Source organism: Pseudomonas sp. c313, assembly GCF_055407145.1.
The window spans coordinates 1-22,518 of the sequence record NZ_JBUZRD010000002.1 but is presented as its reverse complement, the minus strand read 5'-3'; the positions used below and the strand labels follow the sequence as shown (position 1 = coordinate 22,518).

The following is a 22,518-nucleotide window of genomic DNA, read 5'->3' as shown; positions in this document are numbered from 1 at the left end:
GAGCTACGGACATGTCGCTGAACGCCACTGATCAACCTTCGCGGTCGCCGCGCTTCTGGCGCGACGACAGCCTGCCTTTCATCGAGGCCCGGACCATCGCCGATGGTCGCAAGGTCTGCTACACCCGGCATTCCCACGAGCACTTTTCGATTGGCGCAATCATCGCCGGGCAGAGCCTGTATATCCACGGTTCGTCTACTTTCCAGATCAGCGCCGGCACCGTGGTCCTGATGAACCCCGGCGACGTCCACGCCTGCAATCCCATCGACGACCAGCCCTGGTCCTATCACATGCTGTATATCGACACGCCCTGGCTGACCGATCTGCAGCATCAATTGGGGTTCAGCACCGAGCTGGACTTTCGTCAGTTCACCACCACCCACACTCGCGACCCCGTGCTATTTGGCGGTCTGAACGAGCTGTATGAAGTATTGGTGGACGAGCAGGCCGAGCACTTGCACAAGCAGAGCGCGGTGGTGAGTTTCTTCAGTGAGGTGCAGTTACGCCTGAACCCGGCGACAACCGTTGTACGTGAGGTCAACCACAAGCTGGAACGGGCCGCCGAGTACATCCGCGAACATTGCACCGAGGCGCTGAAACTGGAAGACATCTGCCTGGCGGCACAGCTGTCGCCGTCGTACCTGATCCGGGCGTTCAAACAGTATTACGGCATGACGCCCCATGCGTTCCTGGTTAACCGGCGCATCCAGTTTGCCCGCGCCCAACTGCGCGACGGCCAGTTGATCGCCGACGTGGCACTGGCCGCGGGCTTTGCCGACCAGGCGCATTTCCAACGTGCCTTCAAGCAGCACTTGGCGGCCACGCCAGGGCAGTATCGCGGCTGAGTCAGGCCAGCAGCAGGTACACCACGCTGATCACCAGCAACAGCGCCATCACTCGGTTGAACAGGCGCATGCCACGGGCATTACTCAGGTAACGGCGAAAGAACGTCCCGACGTAGGCCCAGCACGCCACCGATAGATAACAGACCACCAGATACACCGCCGCCAATTGCCAGACCTGCCTGGCCTCTCCCTGAGCGGCGAACAGCCCCATCCCCGCGACACAAGCCAGCCAAGCCTTGGGATTGAGCCATTGCATAATCGCGCCGTAGAGCATTGATGGAGCCGTTGCTGTGGTTTCGGCATCGAGCCGCCCATCGTCCACCGCCAGCTTGTAGGCCATATAGAGCAAGAAGGCGACGCCGGCCCATTGAATGCCCTGAGTCAGCACCGGCCAGCGCACCAACAGCTCATGCAACCCCAGGCCAATCAACACCAGCAGCAAGGTGAATCCAAGGGATGCCCCGGCCACATGCTTCTGGCTCGCGCCAAAACCAAAACGCGCCCCCGAACTCAAGGCCACCACGTTCACCGGCCCCGGTGTAATGGAGGTAGCCAGTGCGAAGGCGGCCATGGACATGATCAAACTCATTGCGCTTCCCTTTTGTTTTGTCAGGTGGGTATGACAAACACGATAAAGCGCCTTGCCGATCAGGTATTGAAGAAAATGCCCCTCACTCCCCCGGCATCCGCTCCAGGCTATTGCTCAAATGCAGCAACATCGCCGCCCGCGCTACCGAACCTGCGGAAATGCCGCGTCACCGTAGGCAAACACACCGGTTATGCCTGATGGATGACTTTTGTGGTGGGGGGCCAAGGCCACTCACCACACCGTTAATCCGCAGGCAACGCGGCCTTGAGCAACCGCAACTCCAGGTACTGCAGCAACATGATGGTCTTGCCATCAACGATCTCACCACGTTCAACCATGGCAATGGCCTCTTCAAACCCCAGCTCCAACACCTCGATATCTTCGCCCTCTTCTTCCAGGCCACCGCCATCCCCCACACGGTCACTGGGCTGGTATTGGCCGATAAAGAAATGAATGCGTTCGGTCACCGAGCCTGGGCTCATAAAGGCCGAATAGATCTTTTCCACATGCCCGACCCGGTAGCCGGTTTCTTCCTCTGCTTCCAGGCGAATGCGTTCCTCGGGGCTGGCGTTGTCAAGCAACCCCGCCGCGGATTCGATCAGGTAGCCATCGTGGCCGTTGACGAACGTCGGCATACGGAACTGGCGGATCAACAGCACGGTGCGTTGCAGGGCGTTATACAGCAGGATGGTTGCGCCGTTGCCACGGTCGTAGACCTCGCGGGTCTGTGCCTGCCAGCTGCCGTCGCGACGGCGTAGGTCGAAGCTGTATTTTTTCAGCAGGTACCAGTTGTCCGAGAGGGTTTCTTCAGCAGTGATGCGTACAGAGCTGTTGTCCATGACCAGGCCTTTTTTCCTTGGGATGTGGAGCATGTCGTTGCCGCTCGCGCATCGTCAAGCGGACGATGGCGCAACACCCCGTAGATCCGGCTACAATCGCGCCCCATCTTCATCCCGCTGATGGCTCAAGAGCCAGGCTGCGCCACTTCCTGGCGTCCGTCAGGGGGTATCTCGACAGTGCGTTTGCGGGGTCAAGGACATGATGCTGCACATTCCAACACTGCTGATGGTCTCGGTGTTCATTTTTTGCCTGATGGGCCTGCTGACTGTTCACGCCTGGAGTCGCGTGCGTGAACCAACCCTGGGCTACCTGGGTGTCATGCTGCTGCTCGCCTCCCTGGGCACAGTGCTGATCGTGGTGCGCGGCGTGGGCATGGATTTCGTTGCGCTGATCCTGGGTAACATTGTGCTGCTGTTGAGCGCCGCAATGAACTGGACGGCCATGCGCCTGTTTGTCGGGCGCCAACCCTGTGTGCCGGGTATCCTTGGCGGCGCCGGCCTGTGGCTGGTGATGTGCCTGGTGCCGCAGTTCTACAGCTCAATGTCCGCGCGGGTCTCTCTGTATTCGATACTGGCGGCCAGCTATGGCGTGCTGTCGGCCCTGGAGCTGTGGCGTCATCGCAAGGCCCTTGAAGTCGCCTACATGCCGGCGCTGGTCCTGACCGTTTGGCACACCTCTTTCTACGGCATGCGTAGCCTCATCGATCGAGGGCTGCCCATCAAGAGCGAGCATGCCTTGATGGGTGAAGGGGTATCGTTTTTTTCCTTCATGCTGTTTGAATCCATGTTGTATGCCATCGGCATTGCCTACGTAACCCTGGCAATGGTCAAGGAGCGGGCCGAACTGCGGTTCAAGGCCGCCGCCTTCAGCGACGTGCTGACGGGAATCGGCAATCGCCGGGCCTTCATGCTCTACGGCGAGCAACTGTTAACCGACAGCCAGAAACGCGCCACCAGCGTGGCGCTGCTGCTCTGCGACCTGGACCACTTCAAGCGTTTGAACGACAGTTTTGGCCATCCCATGGGCGACCAGGCGTTGATTGCCTTCAGCCGAGTGACCCAGTCAGCGTTGCGCAAAAACGACCTGTTCGCCCGCATTGGCGGGGAAGAATTTGCTTGCCTGCTGGCCGACACCGATAAACAAGGCGCCATCCACGTGGCCGAGCGCATTCGCCAGGGGTTTGCCAACCTGGACCTGTTGGCACCGGGATTTCTGAGTGTGAGCATCGGCGTCGTAACGACGACCCCGGTTTGCTACGACCTTTCGCGCCTGCTTTCGCAAGCCGATCAAGCCCTGTATCGGGCCAAGGATCGGGGACGCAACCGCGTCCAGATGGCCTAGGCATCTGTCCTGAACCGGTGACGAACAACAATAATTGGCGCCTGGCATCCCAGGCCGTACTTTCCCCAAGGTCGGCCTGACACCGTGAAAAAACCTGCACGTTGGCCTGGGCCGACATATCAACACTCCTTGATTTGAGCCCAGGCCGCCACCACTTGCTCGACGCTTGCAGCCTTGATCCGCGCCAGGTCAACGGGATAGTCGACACCGGAATTTTCATTGAGGCGCATCGCGGTGAATTGCCCGTTGCTGGCCCGCAGGATGTAGCCACTGTCCTGGCACAATTCGGACGCCAGGTACAACACGCCGGGCGTTACCCACTCAGGCTTAAGGTTATCCGGTTCGCTGGTCACGCCCCACATCCGGGTCTTGGCCACCGGCGATACTGCGTTGACCAGTATCCCAGCCTCGGCACCCTCTCGGCTCAGCGCGTTCATGATCCCCAGTTGCGCCATCTTGCCGGCGCTATAAGCCACCAGGCCCGACTGGGCGTATTGCGCGTACATCGCCCGATCGGAAGTGGTCAGGACGATTCGCGGAGCTTCGGATTTCTTGAGGTGCCGCCAGGCGTGTTTGCACAGCCAGATAGGCGCATGGAGGCTGATGTCCAGGGCCCGCTGGATAAACGCGGCGTCAGCCTCTTCAATCCGCTGATAGCCAACCCAGCCGGCATTGTGAATGAGCACATCGAGCTGCCCGAACGCATCAATAGTGCGATCGATCAATTGACTGCACCCGTCTTCGCCGGACAGATCACCACTGTGACCAATCACCCGGTAGCCTTGCGCCTGCAATACGTCCACGGCCTGCTGCACCACCGACGAATCAGCGCCGTCACCGACCCCGTCCGCGCCGATATCACTGATCACGACCTGTGCGCCCAGGCGCGCCAGCTCCTTCGCGTAACTCAAGCCCAGCCCTCTGGCTGCGCCGGTGACGATTGCGGTTTTACCGTTGAAGTCCATGGTGTGTTCTCCTGATAGGCGCCCCACCCTACCAACGCGCACCTTCGTTGTTTAATACTAAAAAACAGCGAAATTGATAGCTGCCGCGTATCAGGCAATCGCGAATCAATGCCCCTGAAGGAACAACTCATTTGAAGGATCAATCGAAATGATCGAAACCCGTCTCTTGCGCCAGTTCATTGCCGTGGCCGAAGAGCTGCACTTTCACAACGCCGCGCTGCGCCTGCACATGGCCCAGCCAGCGTTGAGCCAGGCCATCAACCGCCTGGAGGAGAAACTGGGTTTTGCACTGCTGGAACGGGACAAGCGCACAGTGAAGTTGCTGCCAGCCGGCGCCGCCTTTTTGGAAACGGCCCAGACCATCCTTGGACAACTGGATCAAGGCATTGCTCATGCCAGGCTGGTGTCACAGGGCATTGCCGGTACGCTCACCGTCACCACCCTTTCGATTCCCGGTTACAAACCGCTGCTCGACACCCTCAGGCAGTTCCGTCAAACCTTTCCCAAGGTCCATCTGGTTATCCAGGAAATGCCCTCCGCCAGCCAAGCCAAGGCACTGTTGTGCGGCGAGGCGGACATCGCTTTCCTGCGCCAACTGCCTGGCTTGGCGGACAACATCGAAAGCCAATTGCTGCTCGATGAACAGTTGCTGCTGGCATTGCCCCTGGGCCACTCCAAGGCCCGGGCGGCTCGGATCGAGTTGAGCGATTTTGCCGACGAAGACTTTGTGTTCACCCCCCACGTGTTGGGCAGTGGCTATCACGACCAACTGATCAGCCTGTGCGAGGCGGCCGGTTTCCAACCGAAAATAGTTCAGGAAGCCGCGCAATTGCATACGCTGATCGGCTTGGTGGCCTGCGGGTTTGGCGTGGCCCTGGTGCCTGAATCCATCGCCCGGTCAGTGGCCAGCGACAACGTAGTGTTTCGGCCCATCACCCAGGTTGGCGCACAGCCCAACCCGGCCATCGGCCTGTACTTGAACTGGAACCGTGAGAATACCTCGCCGTTGCTGGACAACTTTCTGACAGTGCTGGACAGCCACCTGCCCTTCAATTCGCTGTAACACTTTGCAAGCAATCAGGTGTGACGGCTGTCGAAATAATTCCTGCGGGGCGGAGGCATCTGTTAAAAACCGGCTTCACCTCTGTCCTAGAACCTCCATGCCTTCACGTTTTCTGTCTCGCCTAAGCCTGCGCTGGTTTCCCCTGCTGTGCATGGCCGTCCTGATCATCGGCTTGCCGGTGGGCTGTGCGGTGCTGGAACACAAGGAGCGCGAGCTGGTGTTTCGCATCGAGCCGGGTACCGCCAGTTGGTACAGCGGCTTGCCGCGTGGAATACAGGAGTTCGAACTGAAACCGGCGAGTTTCAAGTCCGGGCAAAACATCCATGGCTGGTGGTGGCCTGCAGAACAGAAAGATGCACCGGCGATCCTGTATCTGCACGGCGTCCGTTGGAACCTCACTGGCCAGCTGTTTCGCATCCAGCAACTGCGGGCCCAGGGTTTCTCGGTGCTGGCCATCGACTATCGCGGCTTTGGCCAAAGCCTGGGCGACTTGCCGTCGGAAAAGACCGTCTACGAAGACGCCCGCATCGCCTGGGAGCGCTTCCAGCTATTGCAGCCTGATCCCGCCAAACGCCTGATCTATGGCCACTCCCTGGGCGGTGCGGTGGCCATCGACCTGGCGGCAGAGCTGGGCAAGCAGGCGGCGCAGGCCCATGCCCCGGCACCGGTGCGCGGGCTGGTGATCGAGTCCACCTTCACCTCCCTGGCCGACGTCGCCACGGCGGTGGCCAATACCTCGCTGCCGGTACGCTGGCTGTTGTCGCAGAAGTTCGATTCCATCGACAAGATCGCCGACATCCACATGCCATTGCTGGTGGTCCACGGCCTGGACGACCGTTACGTGCCACCGCGTTTCAGCCAGCAATTATTTGAAGCTGCCCAGGAACCCAAGCGCCTGTTGCTGGTGCCCGGCGCCAGCCACAACAACAGCATGAGCCTGGGCGGCCTCAGCTATCGCCAAGCCCTTAATGGCTTGCTGCAAGCGAAGATGCCCGAGCAGGTCGCCGGGCCTGTTCCTACACGCGGCGGCAACGCGACATAGGCTGATCCGGCACCGGTTTTGCCTGCGCGTGTCAAGCGCAAGGCCGCCCTATACGGGCCTGCAACGTCGCCTGATCAAATATTAACCTTACGTTAAATAGCCATCCCCACCGGGCTCGCGCAAGGTTATCCACAGAGATACCCACGGTTTTCGTGGACAACTCTTTTTGCGCTGGAAGCATTTTTATTGGGGGAAAGTGCCCGGCAGCAAAATCTCCCGGTTCACATTGCGAATATCGTTATAGCCGCACAACGCCATTGACACATCCAGCTCCCGAGCAATGATATCCAGGGCCTTGGTGACACCCGCTTCACCCATCGCCCCCAAGCCATACAAATGCGGGCGACCAATCATCGTGCCCTTGGCGCCCAGGGCCATGGCCTTGAGTACGTCCTGACCGGAACGAATGCCGCCGTCGAGCCACACTTCGATGCGTTCACCCACCGCCTCGACGATGGCCGGCAACTGGCTGATGCTCGACGGCGCGCCATCGAGCTGACGCCCGCCGTGGTTACTCACCACCAGGGCATCGGCGCCGGAATTCGCCGCCAGCCGAGCATCTTCCACATCGAGAATGCCCTTGATGATCAACTTGCCGCCCCAGCAACGCTTGATCCATTCGACATCGGCCCAGCTCAGGCGTGGGTCGAATTGCTGGGCCGTCCAGGACGACAGGGAACTCATGTCCGCCACGCCCTTGACGTGACCGACGATATTGCCGAAACCGTGGCGCTTGGTGCCGAGCATGCCCATGGCCCAACGAGGCTTGGTCATCATGTTGAGGATATTGGGCAGGGTCAGCTTGGGCGGCGCCGACAGGCCATTGACCAGGTCCTTGTGGCGTTGCCCGAGGATTTGCAGGTCCAGGGTCAACACCAGCGCATCAACGCCAGCGGCCTTGGCTCGCTCAATTAATTGTTCGATAAAGGCGCGGTCGCGCATCACATACAGCTGGAACCAGAACGGCTTGCCGACGTGTTCGGCAATGTCCTCAAGCGAGCAGATGCTCATGGTCGACAAGGTATAACGCAGGCCAAACGCCGCAGCCGCACGGGCGGTGAGGATTTCGCCATCGGCATGCTGCATGCCGGCAAGCCCGGTGGGAGCCAGTGCCACCGGCATGGCCATGTCCTGGCCGATCATGGTGGTGCGTATCGAGCGCTCGTCGATATTGCGTGCCACCCGCTGGCGAAACTTGATCTGGGCAAAATCCGTTTCATTGGCACGGTAGGTACTCTCGGTCCACGAGCCGGAGTCGGCGTAGTCGTAGAACATTCGCGGTACGCGTTTTTGTGCCAGCTTACGCAAGTCTTCGATCGTAGTGATCAGCGTCATCGATGCCACCTCTCCCTGAACTGAGCCCAGAGAGTAACCGGCTGTGGCGGGCATGGGTATCGCCAATAGTGCCTTCGCAATGGTGTCGGTAACGCTCAAGAACACAGGCGCCTCGGCGCCTGTTTGCTTTGCCCATTCCCTGTCAGCTTTTGCTGTGCCCAGGGCCGGACGCCCCTTTGGTCACGACTTTTGGCCCGGTGACTGCCCAGAGAATCAGCCCCAGCAGCGGAGCAAATACAATCACCACCACCCATAGCAATCTGGTCTCGGAGCGACTGCCACTGCGCAGTACACAATTGATCGCCCATAACTCCGACAGCACCAATAGCGCCGCCAGAACGATCCAAACGTATTCTATTTGCATGATTCACCTCCTGAGGTCTCAAGGCTTAGGTCCGGCAACGGGCGCGAGGGTTCATTAAAAATTGCAGGCCACGGCTCAGTTCCAACTGAGCAGCGCCTGTTCGGGATCGGCTCCCGGTGGTGACGTTTTGAGGAACTGCCGGGGGGAAGCGGTCGCCCGGCCTTGGCGCAGTCGAAGGACGCTGCCAACACGGGAGGCCAATGTCCAACGCTGTTGTCAGACAGGCTCGGGCACCTTGTCGGAGGCAATCAACGGATCAATCCCCCAGTCGCCATGCAAGTACCAGTCGTCCCCGATCATCTCTGCCGGATGCATGGTGCGGTCGGCGCCATTGCCACAAGCCAGGTCAGTGGTCGCGCAGTAGCGGTCGCAGCCCCAGCAGATACGTTCGGGATGCTTGGGATGCAGGGGAAAGGGCTTGGCCATGACCTGGCTCCACGGTGGCGGGCAGTGAGTCGAGCCTAGCGCCACGATGGTTTCACGACCTTGATCAACGTCAAGAACCGCCAGGTAAATATCCCCTGAAAACTTGACAGGAATCATTATTATTTACAGCGAAAGTTTCTAGACTCGGGTTCACAATTTTTCCCTGTCAGGAAGCACTCCATGCGTATCCCCTTCACGCTGTCACTGGCCCTGCTGTTGTCGACATCCACAGCCTTCGCCAAGGAGTACCCCATTGGCGAACCGCAGATGTGCCCTGGGCTGGAAGTCGGCGCGGTGTACCTGCAACCGATTGAAATGGCGCCCGCAGGCATGATGCGCGCCACCGCCGATTCCGACGTGCACCTGGAAGCCGATATCCGCGCCACCGCCGACAACCAGCAAGGTTTCCAGGAAGGCAGCTTCGTGCCGTACCTGACCGTGTCATTCCGTCTGGAAAAACAAGGCAGCGCCACCCCCATCAGCGGTGACTTCCACGCCATGGTGGCCAATGACGGTCCGCACTACGGCGACAACGTCAAACTGCAAGGTCCTGGCAAGTACAAGCTGACCTTCACCGTCCTGCCGCCCAGTGGTCACGCCTCCCTGGGCCGCCACACCGACAAGGAAACCGGCGTCGCTCCCTGGTTCGAGCGTTGCGAGTTGCACTACGAGTTCGTCTACGCCGGCATCGGCAAAAAAGGCGGTTATTGAATGACCCGCTCCCTGGTTTTGGGCGGCCTGATGCTGGTGGCCGGCAGCACGGCCCTGGCTGCACCGTTGCCCACCTATGAACTGACCCTGCAAGACGGTCACTTCAGCCCGGCGCAACTCAAGGTGCCCGCCGGGGAGCGCTTCAAGATCGTGCTCAAGAACATCGGCCAGGGCCCGGCCGAGTTTGAAAGTACGCCGTTACGGGTGGAAAAAGTGCTGTCGCCGGGAGTGACCACCTTTGTGGTGATCCATCCCCTCAAGCCTGGCAAGTACCCATTCTTCGACGAATTCAATTCACAGTTGCCCGAAGGCAGCATCCTCGCCCAATAACGGCCCTGGAGCGTTTGATGAATCAATCAATGTTTATCGTCTGGCGCGAAAGCGTCGAGGCGTTGCTGGTGATCGGCATCCTCCAGGCCTGGATCAGCCAGCGACCCGACGGCTCGCGCCTGGGCCGCTTCCTGTGGGCGGGCGTGATCCTGGGGCTGCTGTGCTCCGGGCTACTGGCCGGCCTGATGCTATGGGCCGGCGACGCCATGAGCGGCGCCAGCGGCGAATGGTTCCAGGCCGGGATGACCCTGGTCGCCAGCCTGTTGATGGTGCAAATGGTGTTCTGGATGCACCGCCACGGCCCCACTCTCAAGCACACGCTGCTGCGGGACGCCGACCAGCGCTTGGCACGCCAGGGCGGCCTGGGATTGTTGTCACTGGCGCTATTGGCGGTCAGTCGCGAAGGCAGCGAAACCGTGGTCTTCCTGTTCGGCGCCGGCGCACACTTGCACGGCCCGGCGCTGGGTCTGTTCGCTCTCGGCGGCGTATTGGGGCTGATACTGGCGGGCTTGACGGTGATGCTGTTACGCAGCACCCGTCGCTTCATCTCCTGGTCACGCTTTTTCGCCCTCAGCGAAGCCCTGCTGTTGCTGCTGGGCGCCGCCATGCTGGTGGCCGCCGCTGAGCGCATTGGCGGGCAATTGCTGGCGATGGACATGCCCGAATGGGTCTACGCAAGCTTCGGTGAAGCCTGGTGGGACAGCAGCGCCCTGCTTAGCGACAGTCATGGTGTCGGCGCCGTGCTCGCCGGGTTTGCCGGTTACCGAGCGACACCCAGCGTCGTTACCCTGCTGGTGCTCGCTGGCTACTGGTTACTGGTGGGCTGCGGCCTGCATCAGACCCGTCGAGCGTCATTGTGAATACCCCCTGGTTGCAGCGTTTTGGCGACGGCATGCGCCGTCATGCCCGGCTGATTCGCCTCGCACAATGGACAGTGGTGCTGTTCTACGCCGGCCTGCTGTTGCTCCCCACGCTACTGCCTTTGCCCGATAGCCAGGCACGGATACTGGATAACCTGGCGCTGCTGGCGCAATTTCTGTTCTGGGGGATCTGGTGGCCGTTTGTGCTGCTGTCGATAGTGCTGTTTGGGCGCCTGTGGTGCGGCGTGCTCTGTCCGGAAGGATCGCTCAGCGAATGGGCCAGCCACCATGGTCGCGGCCTGCGCATTCCCGGCAGCCTGCGCTGGGGTGGCTGGCCGACGTTAGGGTTTTTCCTGACCACCCTCTATGGCCAGTTGATCAGCGTCTATGACTACGCCCAGGCGGCGTTGCTAATCCTCGGCGGTTCCACGGTCGCGGCGGTGATCGTCGGCTTGCTGTTCGGGCGTGGCAAGCGGGTCTGGTGTCGCTACCTGTGCCCGGTCAGCGGCGTCTTCGCCCTCCTCGCCCGTCTGGCGCCGATGCATTTCCAGGTGGACGAACAACGCTGGAAAGCCAACGATGGCCCACGCCTGCCATTGCCCAATTGCGCCCCCTTGCTGGACATCCGTCGCCTGCAAGGCGCCAGTACCTGCCATGCCTGTGGGCGTTGCAGCGGGCAACGTGGCGCGGTGCGGTTGATCGCTCGCTCGTGTAACGAAGAAATCCTCCAGGCGCCGCACAGGCCAGCATCAGTGTGGGATGCGCGGCTGTTGCTGTTTGGTGTGATCGGCTTGGCGATGGGCGCGTTTCAGTGGACGGTCAGCCCATGGTTTATTGGTCTCAAGCAGTTTCTCGCGCAGTGGCTGGTGGAGCGCGATTGGCTCTGGCCGTTGCAGGACACGGCGCCCTGGTGGCTGCTGACGCATTACCCACAAGCCAATGACAGCTTCAGTTGGCTGGATGGTTTTTGCATTGTGGTTTATCTGGGGGCCTCTTCATTGCTGATCGGCGGTGGGTTGCTGATCCTGCTGCGCCTGGCTGCACGCCTTGCCGGTGATCGCACACTGTATTGGCCTCTGGCGCTGACCCTTACGCCACTCGGTGGTGCGGGGCTGTTTCTGGGGCTGTCGGCGACCACGGTGAAATTGCTGCGCTACGAAGGGCTATTGCTGGACTGGGTGCAGCCGGCGCGGGGGCTGTTACTGGCCACCGCGATGGGCTGGTGCTTGTGGCTGGGATGGCGGCAACTCAAGGATATTGCCCTGGCGCCGCGCACGGGTGCATGGTTTTGCCTACTGTTGGGCGTCGGGCTGGTCGGGCATGGTTGGTGGTTGCAGTTTTGGGGGTGGAGTTGAACACCCCCTCAATCAAACCACTCCCCCCGCTCCCGAAACGTATTGAGGACCAGCTCAACAATCAACTCCACCTCCTGCAGGTGCTCAACCTGGGCATTGACCGCCATCCACACCTGACGCTGCATACTCTGGGCAAACAACCCCGGCAAGGCCGTCAACCCACGGTCAAAGCAGCTCATATAGCGCGGCAGTAAACCGATGCAGGCGCTGCAACGAATCATCTCCAGCATCAACGGATACGCCTGCACCTGCACCACTCCGGCCAGGCGCTGTTCCACCACACTGTTCCAGGGCCGCAAGGCTTCGATCTGCCGGTCGTGCTGCCATTGCACCAGCATGTAATCGGCCAGATCATCAACGCTGTCCGGTCGCGCCGCCAGCCGCGAGTAGCGCTTGGAGATATGGGGCAGGTAATCCAGGCGAGCCAGGGCTTGCGGTGCTTGTGTGGCAAAACTCGGCCCCGGCTCAGGCGAGTCGATACCTGCCAGCCACAGCACCACGTCGGCCTGTACAGCCTGCAACGACAGCTGACTGTCGATGGAGATAATGTCCAGCCGTACGCTGGCGTTACGCCGCAGCAGCGCGATCAGGTCGCGGCCGATAACGTCGTGCAGGATCGACTCGGCAACCGCCAGGCGAATCAACGGCTGCTCGATCACCGGCAAGCGCCGCTCATGGGCCAGGGCAATCAGCCGCGCCTGCAACTGCTGGCCGTCGCGACTGAGGGCCAGGACGTTGCCCTGGTAGCTGAACAGCGTGCGGCGCATTTGCTCCTCCAACTGCGCCAGCCGTTTACGCAACAGCGTCGCCTTGATATTGAGGCTGCGGGCCGCCTGCATGAAGCAGCCGCAACGGGCGCTGATCAGGAAGTAGCGGGCCACCTCCGGATCGATAGTGGCAGCCACGGCCAGCCAGGTCTCTCGCCCGTCGCCAGGCGCACGGTATGGCGTCATACCTTGGGGTGCAGCGGGTTCTAAATAGGCCATGAGGGACTCCCTGTCTGATGGGTCTGTGCATCCATGCGTGCAGTGGCCGGTTACTCCAGAACCTTGTTCAACTCGGCGCCATCAATGCTCAGGGTGGCGGTGTTGAGCATGCCTTCCAAGTAGGCCTTGGCAATCTGTTCCTGGCGTTGCGCACGCAGTGCCTGAGTCAGGCGTTCGCGTAGTTCATCGAGGCTGGCGGTGCGCGCCGGCTGTTGCCCGGTAAGTTTGAGCACATGAAAGCCCGCCGCACTCTGCACCACGTCCGACACCGCGCCCATTTTCAGGCGCGAGACCGCACCACGCACCTCCGGCACCAATTGCTGCAACGGTTGTAGACCGGAATCGCCACCGCGCCGGGCGCTGTCGGGGTCCTGGGAATACTGGCTAGCCAAGGCACCAAACTCACCCGGCGCCGACTGGGCACGGCGGCTCAGTTCCTGGGCCTGACGGCGCACCGTTTCGACCATTTGCGGATCATTCACCGCAAGGAAAATCTGACTGACCTGGTACAACGGCGGCGTCACCCACTGCGCCTTGCCGCTGTCATAGGCCTGTTGCAACTCCCCAGCACTTGGGTAATCGGCCGGCACCTGGCTGACCGACAACATGTAGTCGCGAAACACGATCTGCTCGGTGGCGGCGCGGGTTTGTTGCTCCACCTCCGGGCGCTGGCGCCAGCCTTGGGCGTCGGCTTGTTCGAGTACGGCTTTTTGCGCCAAGCGCGAACGAATCCAGGTTTCCAGGGCGCCACGATTGCCGCGCAACTGCTCGCGGGAGTCGGCCGGCAAGGTCGCCAGCAAGGCCTGGAGTTCGGGCAGTGCAACCTGTTGATTGCCCAGCCGCGCCACCGCGGGTCCATCAAGGCTGACAGCAGGCGACGGTTGCTGGGCGGCGACCGGGTCGCTGCCCGGGCGCAGGCTCAAGCCCACCGCCACCACCAGCAGGGCCAGCGCACCGGCGCCGACCACCAGGGTTGGTTTTTTCACAGGGCAGGCGCCTCTTCACGGGTATCCACGGCAGGTGCGTCTTCGGCCTGAGCCTGAAGCTGGGCGGCCTGCTGGCTGTACTCACGCAGGTAGACGATAAACTCCTGCAACAGCCGATCCCACAGCTCCAACTGGCTGCGCAGGTGAGTGGCGCCGACGCCGGCCACTACCACGTCCATTTCCATCAACAAAAACTCGCCCTGCAACGACAGTCGCGCAAATCGCCGTGATGCATTCCACACCTGGGCCAGGCCATCGGGCAACTGGCCCTGAACCCGCAGTGCGCAGCTGTAGGTGAAGTCCACGTAACTGCCCTGCTCTGCCGCCGGGTTGCCGAAGCGCACGGCAAAGCCAATGCCCTGGCTGGCGCTGAGCAACTGCACGATGCCGTTCTGTTCAGTCTGGTTGACCCGATAACCGGCTTCTTGCAGCAACTCGGTCAGGCTCTGGGGGGTGACGCTGGTAATCAATTCGCTCATGGTCATCTCTTCCTTGTTGATCAGTGATTAACGGCTGCCTGGGGGGCATCAAAACGGGTTTTGTACAGATCGTCGCCAAAGCCCTGGGCCATTTCTTCAAACTTGACCCGAGCGCCGCTGGCGAAGGGTTGGCGAATGCTCATCACCTGGGCCACATCGATTTTTTCGTAGGCCGCGAGCAACTGCTGGGCCACGCCGTACATCTGTTGATTCTTGGCTGAACATTGCTGCACTTGTGTGTCACGTTCGGTTAATTGCACTTGCAAGAGCGCCCGCTCGGTCTCTTTGCCACGGGCCATGGCCAGCAATTCTTCGTAGGCTTTCTTGAACTTGCCGGTCTGTTCATTGCTCGCCGTCACCTGAGCCTGGGCTTGGCTGTGCAGGCTTTGTTGCTGGCCGGCCAGTTGTTCGGCGACGCCCCGGGCCTTGTCCAGCTCAGCGGTTAATTGCTTGATTTGCACCTGGGCCTGTTTGGCCTGGTTTTCGGCGGCGATGCGTGCGGCAGCGGCCTGGGCCTGTTCGCTTTGCAGCGTCTGCAACTGCGCGGTGGTGCTGCGCAGTTGGGTGCGCAAGCGTTCCTCCATGCCTTCGGCCGAGGCGCCGCTGGCGGCCAGGCAGCCAAGGACCAACAGCAGCCCGCAAATTCGCGTGTTCATGTGGCTTCTCCCTGCGCGTCAAAAGCGCGTGTTGATTTCCAGCTGCATGACGTCGACTTCAAACGGCGCGCCATACACTTCGGAGGCGCTGAGCCAACGGGCACTGGCGTAGATATTCTTGTCGATGCCGTAGTTGCCGCCGATGAAATAACCCTTGGCATTGGTACCACCCAGGTGGAACGAGGAATCGTTAAAGCCGTCCGGCAATGCATCGGGTTGGATGTACTTGTAGCCGGCCAACAGGTTCCAGTCGCCGGCCTTTTTCATCTCCAGCGCGCTGCCCAGGGTGAACTGCACCATCAAGGCATTGGCGCCGCTTTCGAATTCGCCCTTGCGGTTAATGTTGTTGACGATCTCGCCTTCGCTGCGTTTGAGCATCTCGCCCTTGTCGTAGGCCAGGTTGTGGATGAAGTTGGTCTGGCTACGCAGTTTGAGGTCGTCCGGCAACTCGCTGTCCCACACCAGATTCAGGTCCAGTACATCAAACTTGGAGGCGAGGCCCACGTACTGCGGTTGCGGGGTCAGCCCAGGGGTGGCCGGGTTGGCGTTGATATTGCGCAGCAGGAACACGCTGTTGCCCTTTTGCATGAAGGCCACGCGCGAGCCGTCGGTGTCGCAACCCGGCGCACCGGCCCACGGCGAGCACGGGCTGGAGCGCTGCCCTTCGATATCGTCGAAGCGGTAGTAGGCCAACGCACCCTTGAGGCTGTTGCTGCGGTTGAGCTTCCAGTTGGCGCCAATCTGGCCGCCGAACAGCCATTTATTGTCGCTGTCTTCCTTGTCGAAACCGTTGCTGCTGGCGGTGTCGGAGCTGTATTCCACCGGGAACGCGCCGAGGGTACCGAACACGCCCCAGTCGTTGTTGAGGCTGTGATTGAAGATTGCTGCCACACCGTCGAAGTTGAGGTCGTTGGAGTACATCATGTCGGTGGAATAGAACGGGTTTGCGATCCGCCCACCCGTCAACGTCAGGTCCTGGGTGGCTTTCCAGGTCAGGTAGCCCTGGTCAAGCCAGATGTCTTTCTTGCCAAAGCCGCCGCCCAGGGTTTGGGTGGTGGAGACCGGGTTGTTGTCGGAGCCCGTGCCGATGCGAATGCCGGCGGTCCATTCCGGCGAGATGATGGCTTTCATGCCTAGGCGAGCGCGCAGGCGGAACAGGTTGTCGCGGTCTTCACGGGTGTTGAGCAGGGGCGGTAGCCGGGTATTGGTGTGTTTGTTGACGTCGTAGGGGCCGCTCTCGTTGAGCTTGGCGTAGTCGACGATTTCATTGCTGTTACTGCCCGAGAAGAACCGCGACTCGTCCCGCAGGCGGATGTCGCCGTCGAAGCTGATGCGCGAGACCCAGTCGGGGAAAGTGTTGGGCTGGGCCCAGTTTTCCTGCTTGGCGGTGGCCATGACCTCGGCCTTGACCTGGTCGCGAATCTGGTCACGCACTGCCGCCGGTACATACTGCACACGCACGTCCCCCGCCGCCGTGGCCGGGCCTGCTGCTGCCGCTGTGGCGGTACTGGCCTGGCGTGCTTGCACTGCCTCGTTTTCGGCCTGAGCAATCAACCCTTCGGCTTGTTCCTGCTTGAGCACACCTTGCTGCACCAGCAGGCGGATCAGGTTGATCGTGGCGTTTTGCGAAGGCGCGGCCGGGGCTGCCGCCGCCTGGCCGACCAGGGTCGCGATAACCATACCGACCGCCAGGGTCAATCGATTCACGTGGGAAATCATCTGCACACAACTCCTGTAGAAACTGCAAAAAGGGTTCGATCAATCCGGGCGCCGGCCCTTGAGGGACAGGCGTACCGGCAGGGTCAGCGAGGTCGGCGTGCGCTCCTTGAAGCGCGGCGTGGCACGCAAGGCTGCCAATATCTGGGCGTCGGTCTGGGCATCACCGCTGGACTTCGCAAGCTCCACGCGGGTGACTTGGCCATCAGCGCTCAACCACAAATCGGCCTGGACCGCGTAGGCCTTCTTGCGCAGCTCCGGGTCTTCACGCAGCAGGCGCTGGAAGACGCCGGCCAGGTACTGCTTGAACGTCCCGGTTCCCAAGCCGCCGCCACCAGAGCCGGCCATGCCGCCGCCCTTGCCTGCGCCGATGTTGAAACCGTCGTTGCCGGCCTGGGCATCACCGTCGATTTGCATCGGGTTGGCCAGGTCATCGGCGGGGCTTGGTGGAGCTTCTTCCTCGGGTTTGACCTCGTCGGGGGTAGGCGTTGGTTCTGGCTCAGGCACCGTTTCTTCCACCTGGGGCTCGGGTTCCTTGGGTTTTTCCGGTGGCGGTGGTGGCGGTGGTGGCAACGGAATAATCATTGGCACCTTGGGCGCTTCACGGCGCACGCCGCTCATGTCATTGGCCCATTGCCAGAGGAACCAGGCCGCCACAGCGGCCAGCAGCAGGCCTGCGCCCCACTTCAGCAGGCGCAACGTCGGCTTGTTCTTCACAGGCATGGGTGGGCTCGGGATCTGTGCGGTCATGGCTCAGCCCTGACTCGGTTTGCCGGTGACCAGCCCGACCTGGGACAGCTCAAGCCGGCGCAACAAGTCGAGCACCTCGATCACCTTCTGGTACTGCACCAGGGCATCGCCGCGCACGATCACCGGAAAATCCGGGTTCAGCGCCTTCTCGATGCGCAGGCGCTCTTCCAGCTCACCGAGGGTCACCGGGTAGGCGTCGAGGAACACCTGGCCGCCGTCATTCACCGAAATGGCCTTGGTCTTGGCCTCGGACAGCGACACCGAAGCACTGGCCTTGGGCAAGTGGATCTGAATCCCCGAGACCTGGGCGGTGGCGGTGAGGATAAACATCACCAGTACCACCATCAGCACGTCCACCAGGGGCGTGATATTGATGCTGTCGACGGGCGCATCATCGTCATCGTCGTGGGAGGCATTCACGGAAGCCATGCTGGTTCTCCTCAGGCCGATACGGTGACGTGGTGGCCGCGCGTATGCGCCGCTTCACTGGACTGGCTTTCGCCGTGCATCTCCGCCAGGCGAGTGATGAACTCGTCGACAAATACGCGCATGTCGGCGCTGACTTCCTTGTTGCGGGTAATCAGCCGGTTGTAGCCAAACAGCGCCGGAATCGCGACGAACAGGCCCATGGCCGTGGCCAGCAAGGCCGCCGCCATGCCGGGGGCGATGGCGTTGATGTTCACATCGCCGGCCATGGCCGTGCCAAGGAACACCACCATGATCCCCAGCACCGTACCCAGCAGGCCGATATACGGGCCACCGGCGATAGCGTTGGAAAGCGTCGAGAGCTTGGAACTCAGTTGCTGGTTTTCGCGGGTGCGCACGCCATCCATGGAGCAGCGGATGGCCTCAATGGTCGCCGCCGAGACCGACGTGGTGTCGGCGCCCTGGGCACGGCGGGTACGAATTTCCTTGACCGCCACGCGGTACAGGCGCCACAGCGAGGAATAGGTCAACCGCTCGGCCAACACAGCGTCGTCGTAGTACATTTCCAACCGTGTACCGATCTGCGAAAACTGTTCGCGGAAGATCTCGTTGGCGCTGCTGACCCGGCTAACCATGCGGTTCTTGCGGATCATGATGACCCACGACTGAAACATCATCGCCACCAGCACCAGGATGATCACCCAGGCGTCGACCGGCACGGCGTTGAGCAAGAAACCCAGGCTGCCGAAACCGAAGCCCGACTGCTCTTCATCGACCCCGTAAGCCACCAGTTTCGACTCAGCGCCCTGGGCGCTGGCATCCGCCAGCAACAGGTTGGCCGGACGAGCGACCTTGGACAGGCGCAGTTCATCCATGGCCCCGGCCAATGGCAGGAAGCTGCTGATCGCTTCCGGCAGATCAGCACCGATGGCCAGCTGCGAATTGAACGCCGGCATCGCCATGGCCAGGGTCGCGGTTTCGCGGCCATTGACGTACAGCGTCACCTTGTCGCCCTCGGCCGTCAGTGCCAGGTGCTGCCATTGGCCGGGGTTCAGCGGCTGGGTCGAGACCGCGCGCTGGCCGTCGATTTCCACGAACGGCATGCCTTGGTTCAACCCCAGCAGCAGGCTGACTGCGCCTTCGCGACGGGCCAGCACCACTTGTTCACCATTGGCCTGGTCCAGACGCAGCCAGGCACTGAAGGTAAACGCCCTGCCGGCGTTGTGTTGCAGCGATGGGCTGGCGGGCAGCAGCAACGGCTGGCCGTTAAACTGCAATGCACGACCGATCACCCCGTCGATGCTGGCGCCGATAGCGTTCAGCGCGGTGTTGCCGTAGACCGTGGTGTCGCGGGGCAGCGTGCCGTTGGCACCGTCAAAATGGTAGAGCGCGGTGTAGTTTGGATCGAACGTCAGTTGACCGTTGGCGGTGGCCGGGGCCTTCTGGTTGCCGTAGTACATCCACAGGTCCTGGCGCTGGGCGCCTTCGACCTTGGGCACATCAACCCAGATCAACGCCATGCCCATCAGCGGGTCAAAGCTTTCGATCTGGTGGTTGAATACGGTCTTGTCGTCGGCGCTGACAAAGCGCAGGTCAGCGCCGTCGTCCTTGACCCCGTCGAAGGTGAAGTTGCCGGTGTGCAGACGCACCAACAATGCGGTGCGGCCCAGGGCCTGGTTGATCGCCGCTCCCTGGGGGGTGGTGTCCACCGAAACTTGCTTGCGGTAATGCCAGTCGTCCTGCCACCAGGCATGGGCGGTGGCCGGGAGCGCGAAGCCCAGGCAGATCAACAGGCTCAGAAATAGGCGTTGCATGTGAAGGGATCTCCGTAAAAAGGGTCAGAAAGTCGCCTGCACACTGAAGTGCAGTCGCGAGTCCTGTTTCTGGGTGTTTGGTCCATCGAGCAGCGGATAGCCCCAATCCAGGCTGCCGGACAACCACTTGCTCAAACTGGCGCGGGTGCCCAGGCCGACACTGGCCAGGCTGTATTCATCTTCTTGCTCGGGCAGTGGGTCATGCAGGCGCAAGCGAGCGCCTTCGGCGAAGGCGTAGAAGCGCCACTCCTGCACATAACTGCCGAGAAACTTGGCCAGGGACGGCGTGCGCAGTTCCTGGGATAACAGGTAGCCTTCATCGCCGGTGCGCTCGGCGGCCAGGTACCCGCGTATCGAAGTAGCGCCGCCAGCGGAGTACTGCTCGTTGGATACCAGGGGCCCTGAGGCCAACTGGAAACCGGCCTTGGACGCCGACTGCCAGTCGCCGGTAAAGGTGTAGGTGTAATTCAGGTCGCCCTTGAGCACGGCAAAACTGGGGCTGGCTTTGTCACGCTTGTACTGGAACTCTTCGTTATCGCTGCCGTAGCCGAAAAATGCCCGGGTGCCGACCACCAGGTTCAAACCCAGCCCCAGTTGCGAGTTGTCGCTGTAGCGGTAGCCGTTGTAGCCGAAGGTCAACGGTGCGTACTTGAGTGGGATCTGGTCGCTGCTGGCGCCAAACTTCATCTGCTCATCGAAGTCCTTGAAGTCCACCCCCACCGACAGCGAGTTGGCCCAGTTGCCCGCCGCCGGCAGGCTGTAAATGGCCGACACACCGTAGGAGTGGCCCTTGCCGAGGACGTTGCTGCCGCCGATGGTCGCGATGTTGCTGTCGGACTGATAACCGGAGAACTGCAAGGTCCAGCGCTCGCTCAACGGCGCGCTATAGGAGCCCGACCAGACCTTCGCGTTTTCACTGTCCTGGGGCGCCGTGAAGTAAGTCAGGGAAACGCTGTGGCCCAGTTGCCAGAGGTTGTCGTAACCCAGGGTGGTGACGCTGCGCAGCTTCTCGGTGTCGGCGCTGTAGTCGTTGTTCAGGCCGATACTGGCGTGCCAGGGATTCTGGTCTTCGACTTGCAGGTCGACGTCCATGGTGCCGGGGCGCTGGCCTTCGCGCACCAGCGGCGTGACCTGGCGCCCGGCGCCGCGATTGAGGCCGGCCAACTGGGTTTGCACGCGGGCGAAATTCGGTACGGCCCCTTCCTTGAGCGCAGGAACTTCGTCGCGAATCTCAACGGGCGAATAGTGCTTGGCACCGACCACCCGCACCCGCCCGACGGTGGTCTCGCTGACTTGCAGGTAGACGATGCCGTCATCGACTTTCTGCTCCGGCAGCTCGACAAACACCGACTGGTAGCCGCGTTCCTGGTAGATCTTCTGCAAGGCATCGCGAGCGCCCTCGATATCTCCCAGGTTTTTTTGCGGCCCCAGGAACGGGTACACCGCCTCCTCGATGGCCCGGGCATCGAGCACGGTATTGCCGCGCACGAAGTACTCATTGACGTCCACCAGCCGCACCGGAGCCTGGGGCTCGGCGCCCTCCTCCTCGGCCTGCACCGGCTGCGCCAGTGCTCCCAGCGTCAGCCAGCACAGCGCCAGCGTTGACTTGAACAGATGCTCCACACCGCCCCCTAGATTGCTGAAAATATTCGCCGTCGCTGTCTGCACAGCGTTTGGCCTGCTCAATGGCTGGATGCCTTGGTGTTGACGTGCCGTGCCAGCCAGGTATGCAGCAAGGCGAAGTTCAGCGAGAACTCCGGCATGTGCAGCAAGGCGCCACAGAACACTTCACCGATGATTTTCTGGATCAGCTGCACCGCCTGCGGGTTGTCCAACAGCGTGGCGATGTCGCGTTGCAGGACGTTGATGCCCCAGACTTTCTGGTGGAGGTCCAGGCCGACGAACCAGCGGAACAGCAGGTTGTAGTTGAGCTGTTCGTGCAGTTGCTGGTCACTGGGGACCGAATACAGCAGTTGCAGCAAAAGGATTTGCAGCACGGTGCGGGGAGCAATCAACAGGCCAGGCTCGGTGTTGAGGGCCTGGAGCAGGTCGCGGTGCTGGTCGAACACCTCGTCGATCTGCGGGCGCAGCAGCACCAGCGAGTGGCCTGCGGGGATGTAGTTGGAGACTTCTTTCAGGGCGCCTTGCCAGTCGTCCTGGGAAACGATCCAAACCCACGGCGCGCCGTAGCGATAGACCGAAACCGGCTTTTTGCGCGCGGCCTCGACGATCTTCGACAGGCGCTGATCGAGCTCTTGCATGCCTACTTTCGAGTAACGTTCCATAGTGCCCATCCCGCCCTGCTCCTGGCTTGCTGCTACCGGCTGAAAAAGCGCCTTGCGGCGGTCTCAAGCGCGTTACATAGGCAAGACGGGGGTGGGGTGGAGCTACCGAACTTTTGTCATAAAAGCTTCATTCGGGGGCGGGCTGGTAGCGGGTCGGGATCTTTTTGTTGGAGTGCATATCCGTTGCTGTGGTAACGGCTACTTGGGGTCCGGAGGTTTGAAACCACGCTGTTTTTTAACGAAACGTCCTACCAAGCGGCCAGATAACCTCTACTCCCCAGCCTTGTAAACCTCTGCAAAGTCTCTCGCCTGATCACTCAGCGCGAGGGAACGCCGATGCTTTTTCCAATTGAC

The 22,518-nt window shown here is 61.3% G+C and carries 24 protein-coding genes; 8 read left to right on the top strand and 16 right to left on the bottom strand.

What is annotated here, in order from left to right:
• Window positions 1–11: 11 nt before the first annotated feature.
• Window positions 12–845 (top strand): AraC family transcriptional regulator, encoded by an 834-nt coding sequence (locus ACZRKZ_RS05020; protein WP_463980903.1) that lies wholly within the window; start codon window positions 12–14, stop codon window positions 843–845.
• Between the two features lies 1 nt (window position 846).
• On the opposite strand, the gene ACZRKZ_RS05015 is transcribed toward ACZRKZ_RS05020, so the two are convergent.
• Both ACZRKZ_RS05015 and ACZRKZ_RS05010 read right to left on the bottom strand, forming a co-directional pair.
• The gene (locus ACZRKZ_RS05015; protein ID WP_463970503.1) at window positions 847–1,434 is read right to left on the bottom strand and encodes a LysE family translocator; all 588 of its coding nucleotides are present in this window, start codon (window positions 1,432–1,434) and stop codon (window positions 847–849) included.
• A 242-nt stretch (window positions 1,435–1,676) separates the two neighbouring features.
• Window positions 1,677–2,273: a GDP-mannose pyrophosphatase gene (locus tag ACZRKZ_RS05010; protein WP_463980902.1), complete on the bottom strand. Its 597-nt coding sequence runs from the start codon at window positions 2,271–2,273 to the stop codon at window positions 1,677–1,679.
• Window positions 2,274–2,472: 199 nt separating this feature from the next.
• On the opposite strand from ACZRKZ_RS05010, the gene ACZRKZ_RS05005 reads away from it, so the two are divergent.
• Complete coding sequence (locus ACZRKZ_RS05005) at window positions 2,473–3,615, top strand: GGDEF domain-containing protein (RefSeq protein WP_463980901.1); 1,143 nt, start codon at window positions 2,473–2,475, stop codon at window positions 3,613–3,615.
• Window positions 3,616–3,734: 119 nt separating this feature from the next.
• On the opposite strand, the gene ACZRKZ_RS05000 is transcribed toward ACZRKZ_RS05005, so the two are convergent.
• On the bottom strand, window positions 3,735–4,580 hold the full coding sequence (locus ACZRKZ_RS05000; protein ID WP_463980900.1) for an SDR family NAD(P)-dependent oxidoreductase: 846 nt from the start codon (window positions 4,578–4,580) through the stop codon (window positions 3,735–3,737).
• A 148-nt stretch (window positions 4,581–4,728) separates the two neighbouring features.
• Here ACZRKZ_RS05000 and ACZRKZ_RS04995 point away from each other — a divergent pair, with 148 nt between their 5' ends.
• On the top strand, window positions 4,729–5,643 hold the full coding sequence (locus tag ACZRKZ_RS04995) for a LysR family transcriptional regulator (protein WP_463980899.1): 915 nt from the start codon (window positions 4,729–4,731) through the stop codon (window positions 5,641–5,643).
• Window positions 5,644–5,740: 97 nt separating this feature from the next.
• Entirely contained in the window at window positions 5,741–6,685 is a 945-nt protein-coding gene (locus ACZRKZ_RS04990; RefSeq protein WP_463980898.1) for an alpha/beta hydrolase, read from the top strand.
• 183 nt (window positions 6,686–6,868) lie between these two features.
• Here the strand turns inward: ACZRKZ_RS04990 and ACZRKZ_RS04985 are convergent, their stop codons facing one another.
• The 3 genes from ACZRKZ_RS04985 to ACZRKZ_RS04975 form a co-directional block, all read right to left on the bottom strand.
• Window positions 6,869–8,020 (bottom strand): alpha-hydroxy acid oxidase, encoded by a 1,152-nt coding sequence (locus ACZRKZ_RS04985; RefSeq protein WP_463970506.1) that lies wholly within the window; start codon window positions 8,018–8,020, stop codon window positions 6,869–6,871.
• 142 nt (window positions 8,021–8,162) lie between these two features.
• Window positions 8,163–8,384, bottom strand: a complete 222-nt coding sequence (locus ACZRKZ_RS04980; protein WP_463980897.1) for a PLD nuclease N-terminal domain-containing protein — start codon at window positions 8,382–8,384, stop codon at window positions 8,163–8,165.
• A gap of 216 nt (window positions 8,385–8,600) precedes the next feature.
• Window positions 8,601–8,810 carry a DUF3079 domain-containing protein gene (locus tag ACZRKZ_RS04975; protein ID WP_463970521.1) on the bottom strand — a complete coding sequence of 70 codons (210 nt, stop codon included), beginning with the start codon at window positions 8,808–8,810 and terminating at the stop codon, window positions 8,601–8,603.
• Between the two features lie 180 nt (window positions 8,811–8,990).
• Here ACZRKZ_RS04975 and ACZRKZ_RS04970 point away from each other — a divergent pair, with 180 nt between their 5' ends.
• The 4 genes from ACZRKZ_RS04970 to ACZRKZ_RS04955 are packed head-to-tail and all read left to right on the top strand — an operon-like array spanning window position 8,991 to window position 12,066.
• The gene (locus ACZRKZ_RS04970) at window positions 8,991–9,521 is read left to right on the top strand and encodes an iron transporter (protein WP_463980896.1); all 531 of its coding nucleotides are present in this window, start codon (window positions 8,991–8,993) and stop codon (window positions 9,519–9,521) included.
• The gene (locus ACZRKZ_RS04965) at window positions 9,522–9,851 is read left to right on the top strand and encodes a cupredoxin domain-containing protein (protein ID WP_463980895.1); all 330 of its coding nucleotides are present in this window, start codon (window positions 9,522–9,524) and stop codon (window positions 9,849–9,851) included.
• A 17-nt stretch (window positions 9,852–9,868) separates the two neighbouring features.
• On the top strand, window positions 9,869–10,711 hold the full coding sequence (locus tag ACZRKZ_RS04960) for an FTR1 family iron permease (protein ID WP_463980894.1): 843 nt from the start codon (window positions 9,869–9,871) through the stop codon (window positions 10,709–10,711).
• A gap of 32 nt (window positions 10,712–10,743) precedes the next feature.
• The gene (locus ACZRKZ_RS04955; RefSeq protein WP_463981450.1) at window positions 10,744–12,066 is read left to right on the top strand and encodes a 4Fe-4S binding protein; all 1,323 of its coding nucleotides are present in this window, start codon (window positions 10,744–10,746) and stop codon (window positions 12,064–12,066) included.
• Between the two features lie 8 nt (window positions 12,067–12,074).
• Here ACZRKZ_RS04955 and ACZRKZ_RS04950 read toward each other — a convergent pair whose 3' ends face one another.
• Genes ACZRKZ_RS04950 through ACZRKZ_RS04905 form a run of 10 tightly spaced genes read right to left on the bottom strand, consistent with a single transcriptional unit; the run spans window position 12,075 to window position 22,164 of the window.
• Entirely contained in the window at window positions 12,075–13,052 is a 978-nt protein-coding gene (locus tag ACZRKZ_RS04950; RefSeq protein WP_463970510.1) for a LysR family transcriptional regulator, read from the bottom strand.
• Between the two features lie 50 nt (window positions 13,053–13,102).
• Window positions 13,103–14,038, bottom strand: a complete 936-nt coding sequence (locus ACZRKZ_RS04945; protein ID WP_463980893.1) for a peptidylprolyl isomerase — start codon at window positions 14,036–14,038, stop codon at window positions 13,103–13,105.
• On the bottom strand, window positions 14,035–14,523 hold the full coding sequence (locus ACZRKZ_RS04940; RefSeq protein WP_463970512.1) for a YbjN domain-containing protein: 489 nt from the start codon (window positions 14,521–14,523) through the stop codon (window positions 14,035–14,037). The genes ACZRKZ_RS04945 and ACZRKZ_RS04940 overlap by 4 nt, the downstream gene beginning before the upstream one ends.
• 14 nt (window positions 14,524–14,537) lie before the next feature.
• Complete coding sequence (locus ACZRKZ_RS04935; protein ID WP_463980892.1) at window positions 14,538–15,173, bottom strand: DNA repair protein; 636 nt, start codon at window positions 15,171–15,173, stop codon at window positions 14,538–14,540.
• Window positions 15,174–15,191: 18 nt separating this feature from the next.
• The gene (locus ACZRKZ_RS04930) at window positions 15,192–16,892 is read right to left on the bottom strand and encodes a putative porin (protein WP_463980891.1); all 1,701 of its coding nucleotides are present in this window, start codon (window positions 16,890–16,892) and stop codon (window positions 15,192–15,194) included.
• 39 nt (window positions 16,893–16,931) lie between these two features.
• On the bottom strand, window positions 16,932–17,639 hold the full coding sequence (locus ACZRKZ_RS04925) for an energy transducer TonB family protein (RefSeq protein ID WP_463980890.1): 708 nt from the start codon (window positions 17,637–17,639) through the stop codon (window positions 16,932–16,934).
• A 3-nt stretch (window positions 17,640–17,642) separates the two neighbouring features.
• The gene (locus ACZRKZ_RS04920; protein WP_133103182.1) at window positions 17,643–18,068 is read right to left on the bottom strand and encodes an ExbD/TolR family protein; all 426 of its coding nucleotides are present in this window, start codon (window positions 18,066–18,068) and stop codon (window positions 17,643–17,645) included.
• An 11-nt stretch (window positions 18,069–18,079) separates the two neighbouring features.
• Window positions 18,080–19,879: a DUF2341 domain-containing protein gene (locus ACZRKZ_RS04915; RefSeq protein ID WP_463980889.1), complete on the bottom strand. Its 1,800-nt coding sequence runs from the start codon at window positions 19,877–19,879 to the stop codon at window positions 18,080–18,082.
• A gap of 24 nt (window positions 19,880–19,903) precedes the next feature.
• Window positions 19,904–21,502: a ShlB/FhaC/HecB family hemolysin secretion/activation protein gene (locus tag ACZRKZ_RS04910; protein ID WP_463980888.1), complete on the bottom strand. Its 1,599-nt coding sequence runs from the start codon at window positions 21,500–21,502 to the stop codon at window positions 19,904–19,906.
• Between the two features lie 59 nt (window positions 21,503–21,561).
• Window positions 21,562–22,164 carry a transposase gene (locus ACZRKZ_RS04905; RefSeq protein ID WP_463981449.1) on the bottom strand — a complete coding sequence of 201 codons (603 nt, stop codon included), beginning with the start codon at window positions 22,162–22,164 and terminating at the stop codon, window positions 21,562–21,564.
• Window positions 22,165–22,518: the final 354 nt, after the last annotated feature.

What these genes read in the sequence shown, in the direction of transcription:
- ACZRKZ_RS05020 (WP_463980903.1), top strand. Translation starts at nt 12, where the DNA reads ATGTCGCTGAACGCCACTGATCAACCTTCGCGGTCGCCGCGCTTCTGG.
- ACZRKZ_RS05015 (WP_463970503.1), bottom strand. Translation starts at nt 1,434, where the DNA reads ATGAGTTTGATCATGTCCATGGCCGCCTTCGCACTGGCTACCTCCATT.
- ACZRKZ_RS05010 (WP_463980902.1), bottom strand. Translation starts at nt 2,273, where the DNA reads ATGGACAACAGCTCTGTACGCATCACTGCTGAAGAAACCCTCTCGGAC.
- ACZRKZ_RS05005 (WP_463980901.1), top strand. Translation starts at nt 2,473, where the DNA reads ATGATGCTGCACATTCCAACACTGCTGATGGTCTCGGTGTTCATTTTT.
- ACZRKZ_RS05000 (WP_463980900.1), bottom strand. Translation starts at nt 4,580, where the DNA reads ATGGACTTCAACGGTAAAACCGCAATCGTCACCGGCGCAGCCAGAGGG.
- ACZRKZ_RS04995 (WP_463980899.1), top strand. Translation starts at nt 4,729, where the DNA reads ATGATCGAAACCCGTCTCTTGCGCCAGTTCATTGCCGTGGCCGAAGAG.
- ACZRKZ_RS04990 (WP_463980898.1), top strand. Translation starts at nt 5,741, where the DNA reads ATGCCTTCACGTTTTCTGTCTCGCCTAAGCCTGCGCTGGTTTCCCCTG.
- ACZRKZ_RS04985 (WP_463970506.1), bottom strand. Translation starts at nt 8,020, where the DNA reads ATGACGCTGATCACTACGATCGAAGACTTGCGTAAGCTGGCACAAAAA.
- ACZRKZ_RS04980 (WP_463980897.1), bottom strand. Translation starts at nt 8,384, where the DNA reads ATGCAAATAGAATACGTTTGGATCGTTCTGGCGGCGCTATTGGTGCTG.
- ACZRKZ_RS04975 (WP_463970521.1), bottom strand. Translation starts at nt 8,810, where the DNA reads ATGGCCAAGCCCTTTCCCCTGCATCCCAAGCATCCCGAACGTATCTGC.
- ACZRKZ_RS04970 (WP_463980896.1), top strand. Translation starts at nt 8,991, where the DNA reads ATGCGTATCCCCTTCACGCTGTCACTGGCCCTGCTGTTGTCGACATCC.
- ACZRKZ_RS04965 (WP_463980895.1), top strand. Translation starts at nt 9,522, where the DNA reads ATGACCCGCTCCCTGGTTTTGGGCGGCCTGATGCTGGTGGCCGGCAGC.
- ACZRKZ_RS04960 (WP_463980894.1), top strand. Translation starts at nt 9,869, where the DNA reads ATGAATCAATCAATGTTTATCGTCTGGCGCGAAAGCGTCGAGGCGTTG.
- ACZRKZ_RS04955 (WP_463981450.1), top strand. Translation starts at nt 10,744, where the DNA reads ATGCGCCGTCATGCCCGGCTGATTCGCCTCGCACAATGGACAGTGGTG.
- ACZRKZ_RS04950 (WP_463970510.1), bottom strand. Translation starts at nt 13,052, where the DNA reads ATGGCCTATTTAGAACCCGCTGCACCCCAAGGTATGACGCCATACCGT.
- ACZRKZ_RS04940 (WP_463970512.1), bottom strand. Translation starts at nt 14,523, where the DNA reads ATGACCATGAGCGAATTGATTACCAGCGTCACCCCCCAGAGCCTGACC.
- ACZRKZ_RS04935 (WP_463980892.1), bottom strand. Translation starts at nt 15,173, where the DNA reads ATGAACACGCGAATTTGCGGGCTGCTGTTGGTCCTTGGCTGCCTGGCC.
- ACZRKZ_RS04930 (WP_463980891.1), bottom strand. Translation starts at nt 16,892, where the DNA reads ATGATTTCCCACGTGAATCGATTGACCCTGGCGGTCGGTATGGTTATC.
- ACZRKZ_RS04925 (WP_463980890.1), bottom strand. Translation starts at nt 17,639, where the DNA reads ATGACCGCACAGATCCCGAGCCCACCCATGCCTGTGAAGAACAAGCCG.
- ACZRKZ_RS04920 (WP_133103182.1), bottom strand. Translation starts at nt 18,068, where the DNA reads ATGGCTTCCGTGAATGCCTCCCACGACGATGACGATGATGCGCCCGTC.
- ACZRKZ_RS04915 (WP_463980889.1), bottom strand. Translation starts at nt 19,879, where the DNA reads ATGCAACGCCTATTTCTGAGCCTGTTGATCTGCCTGGGCTTCGCGCTC.
- ACZRKZ_RS04905 (WP_463981449.1), bottom strand. Translation starts at nt 22,164, where the DNA reads ATGGAACGTTACTCGAAAGTAGGCATGCAAGAGCTCGATCAGCGCCTG.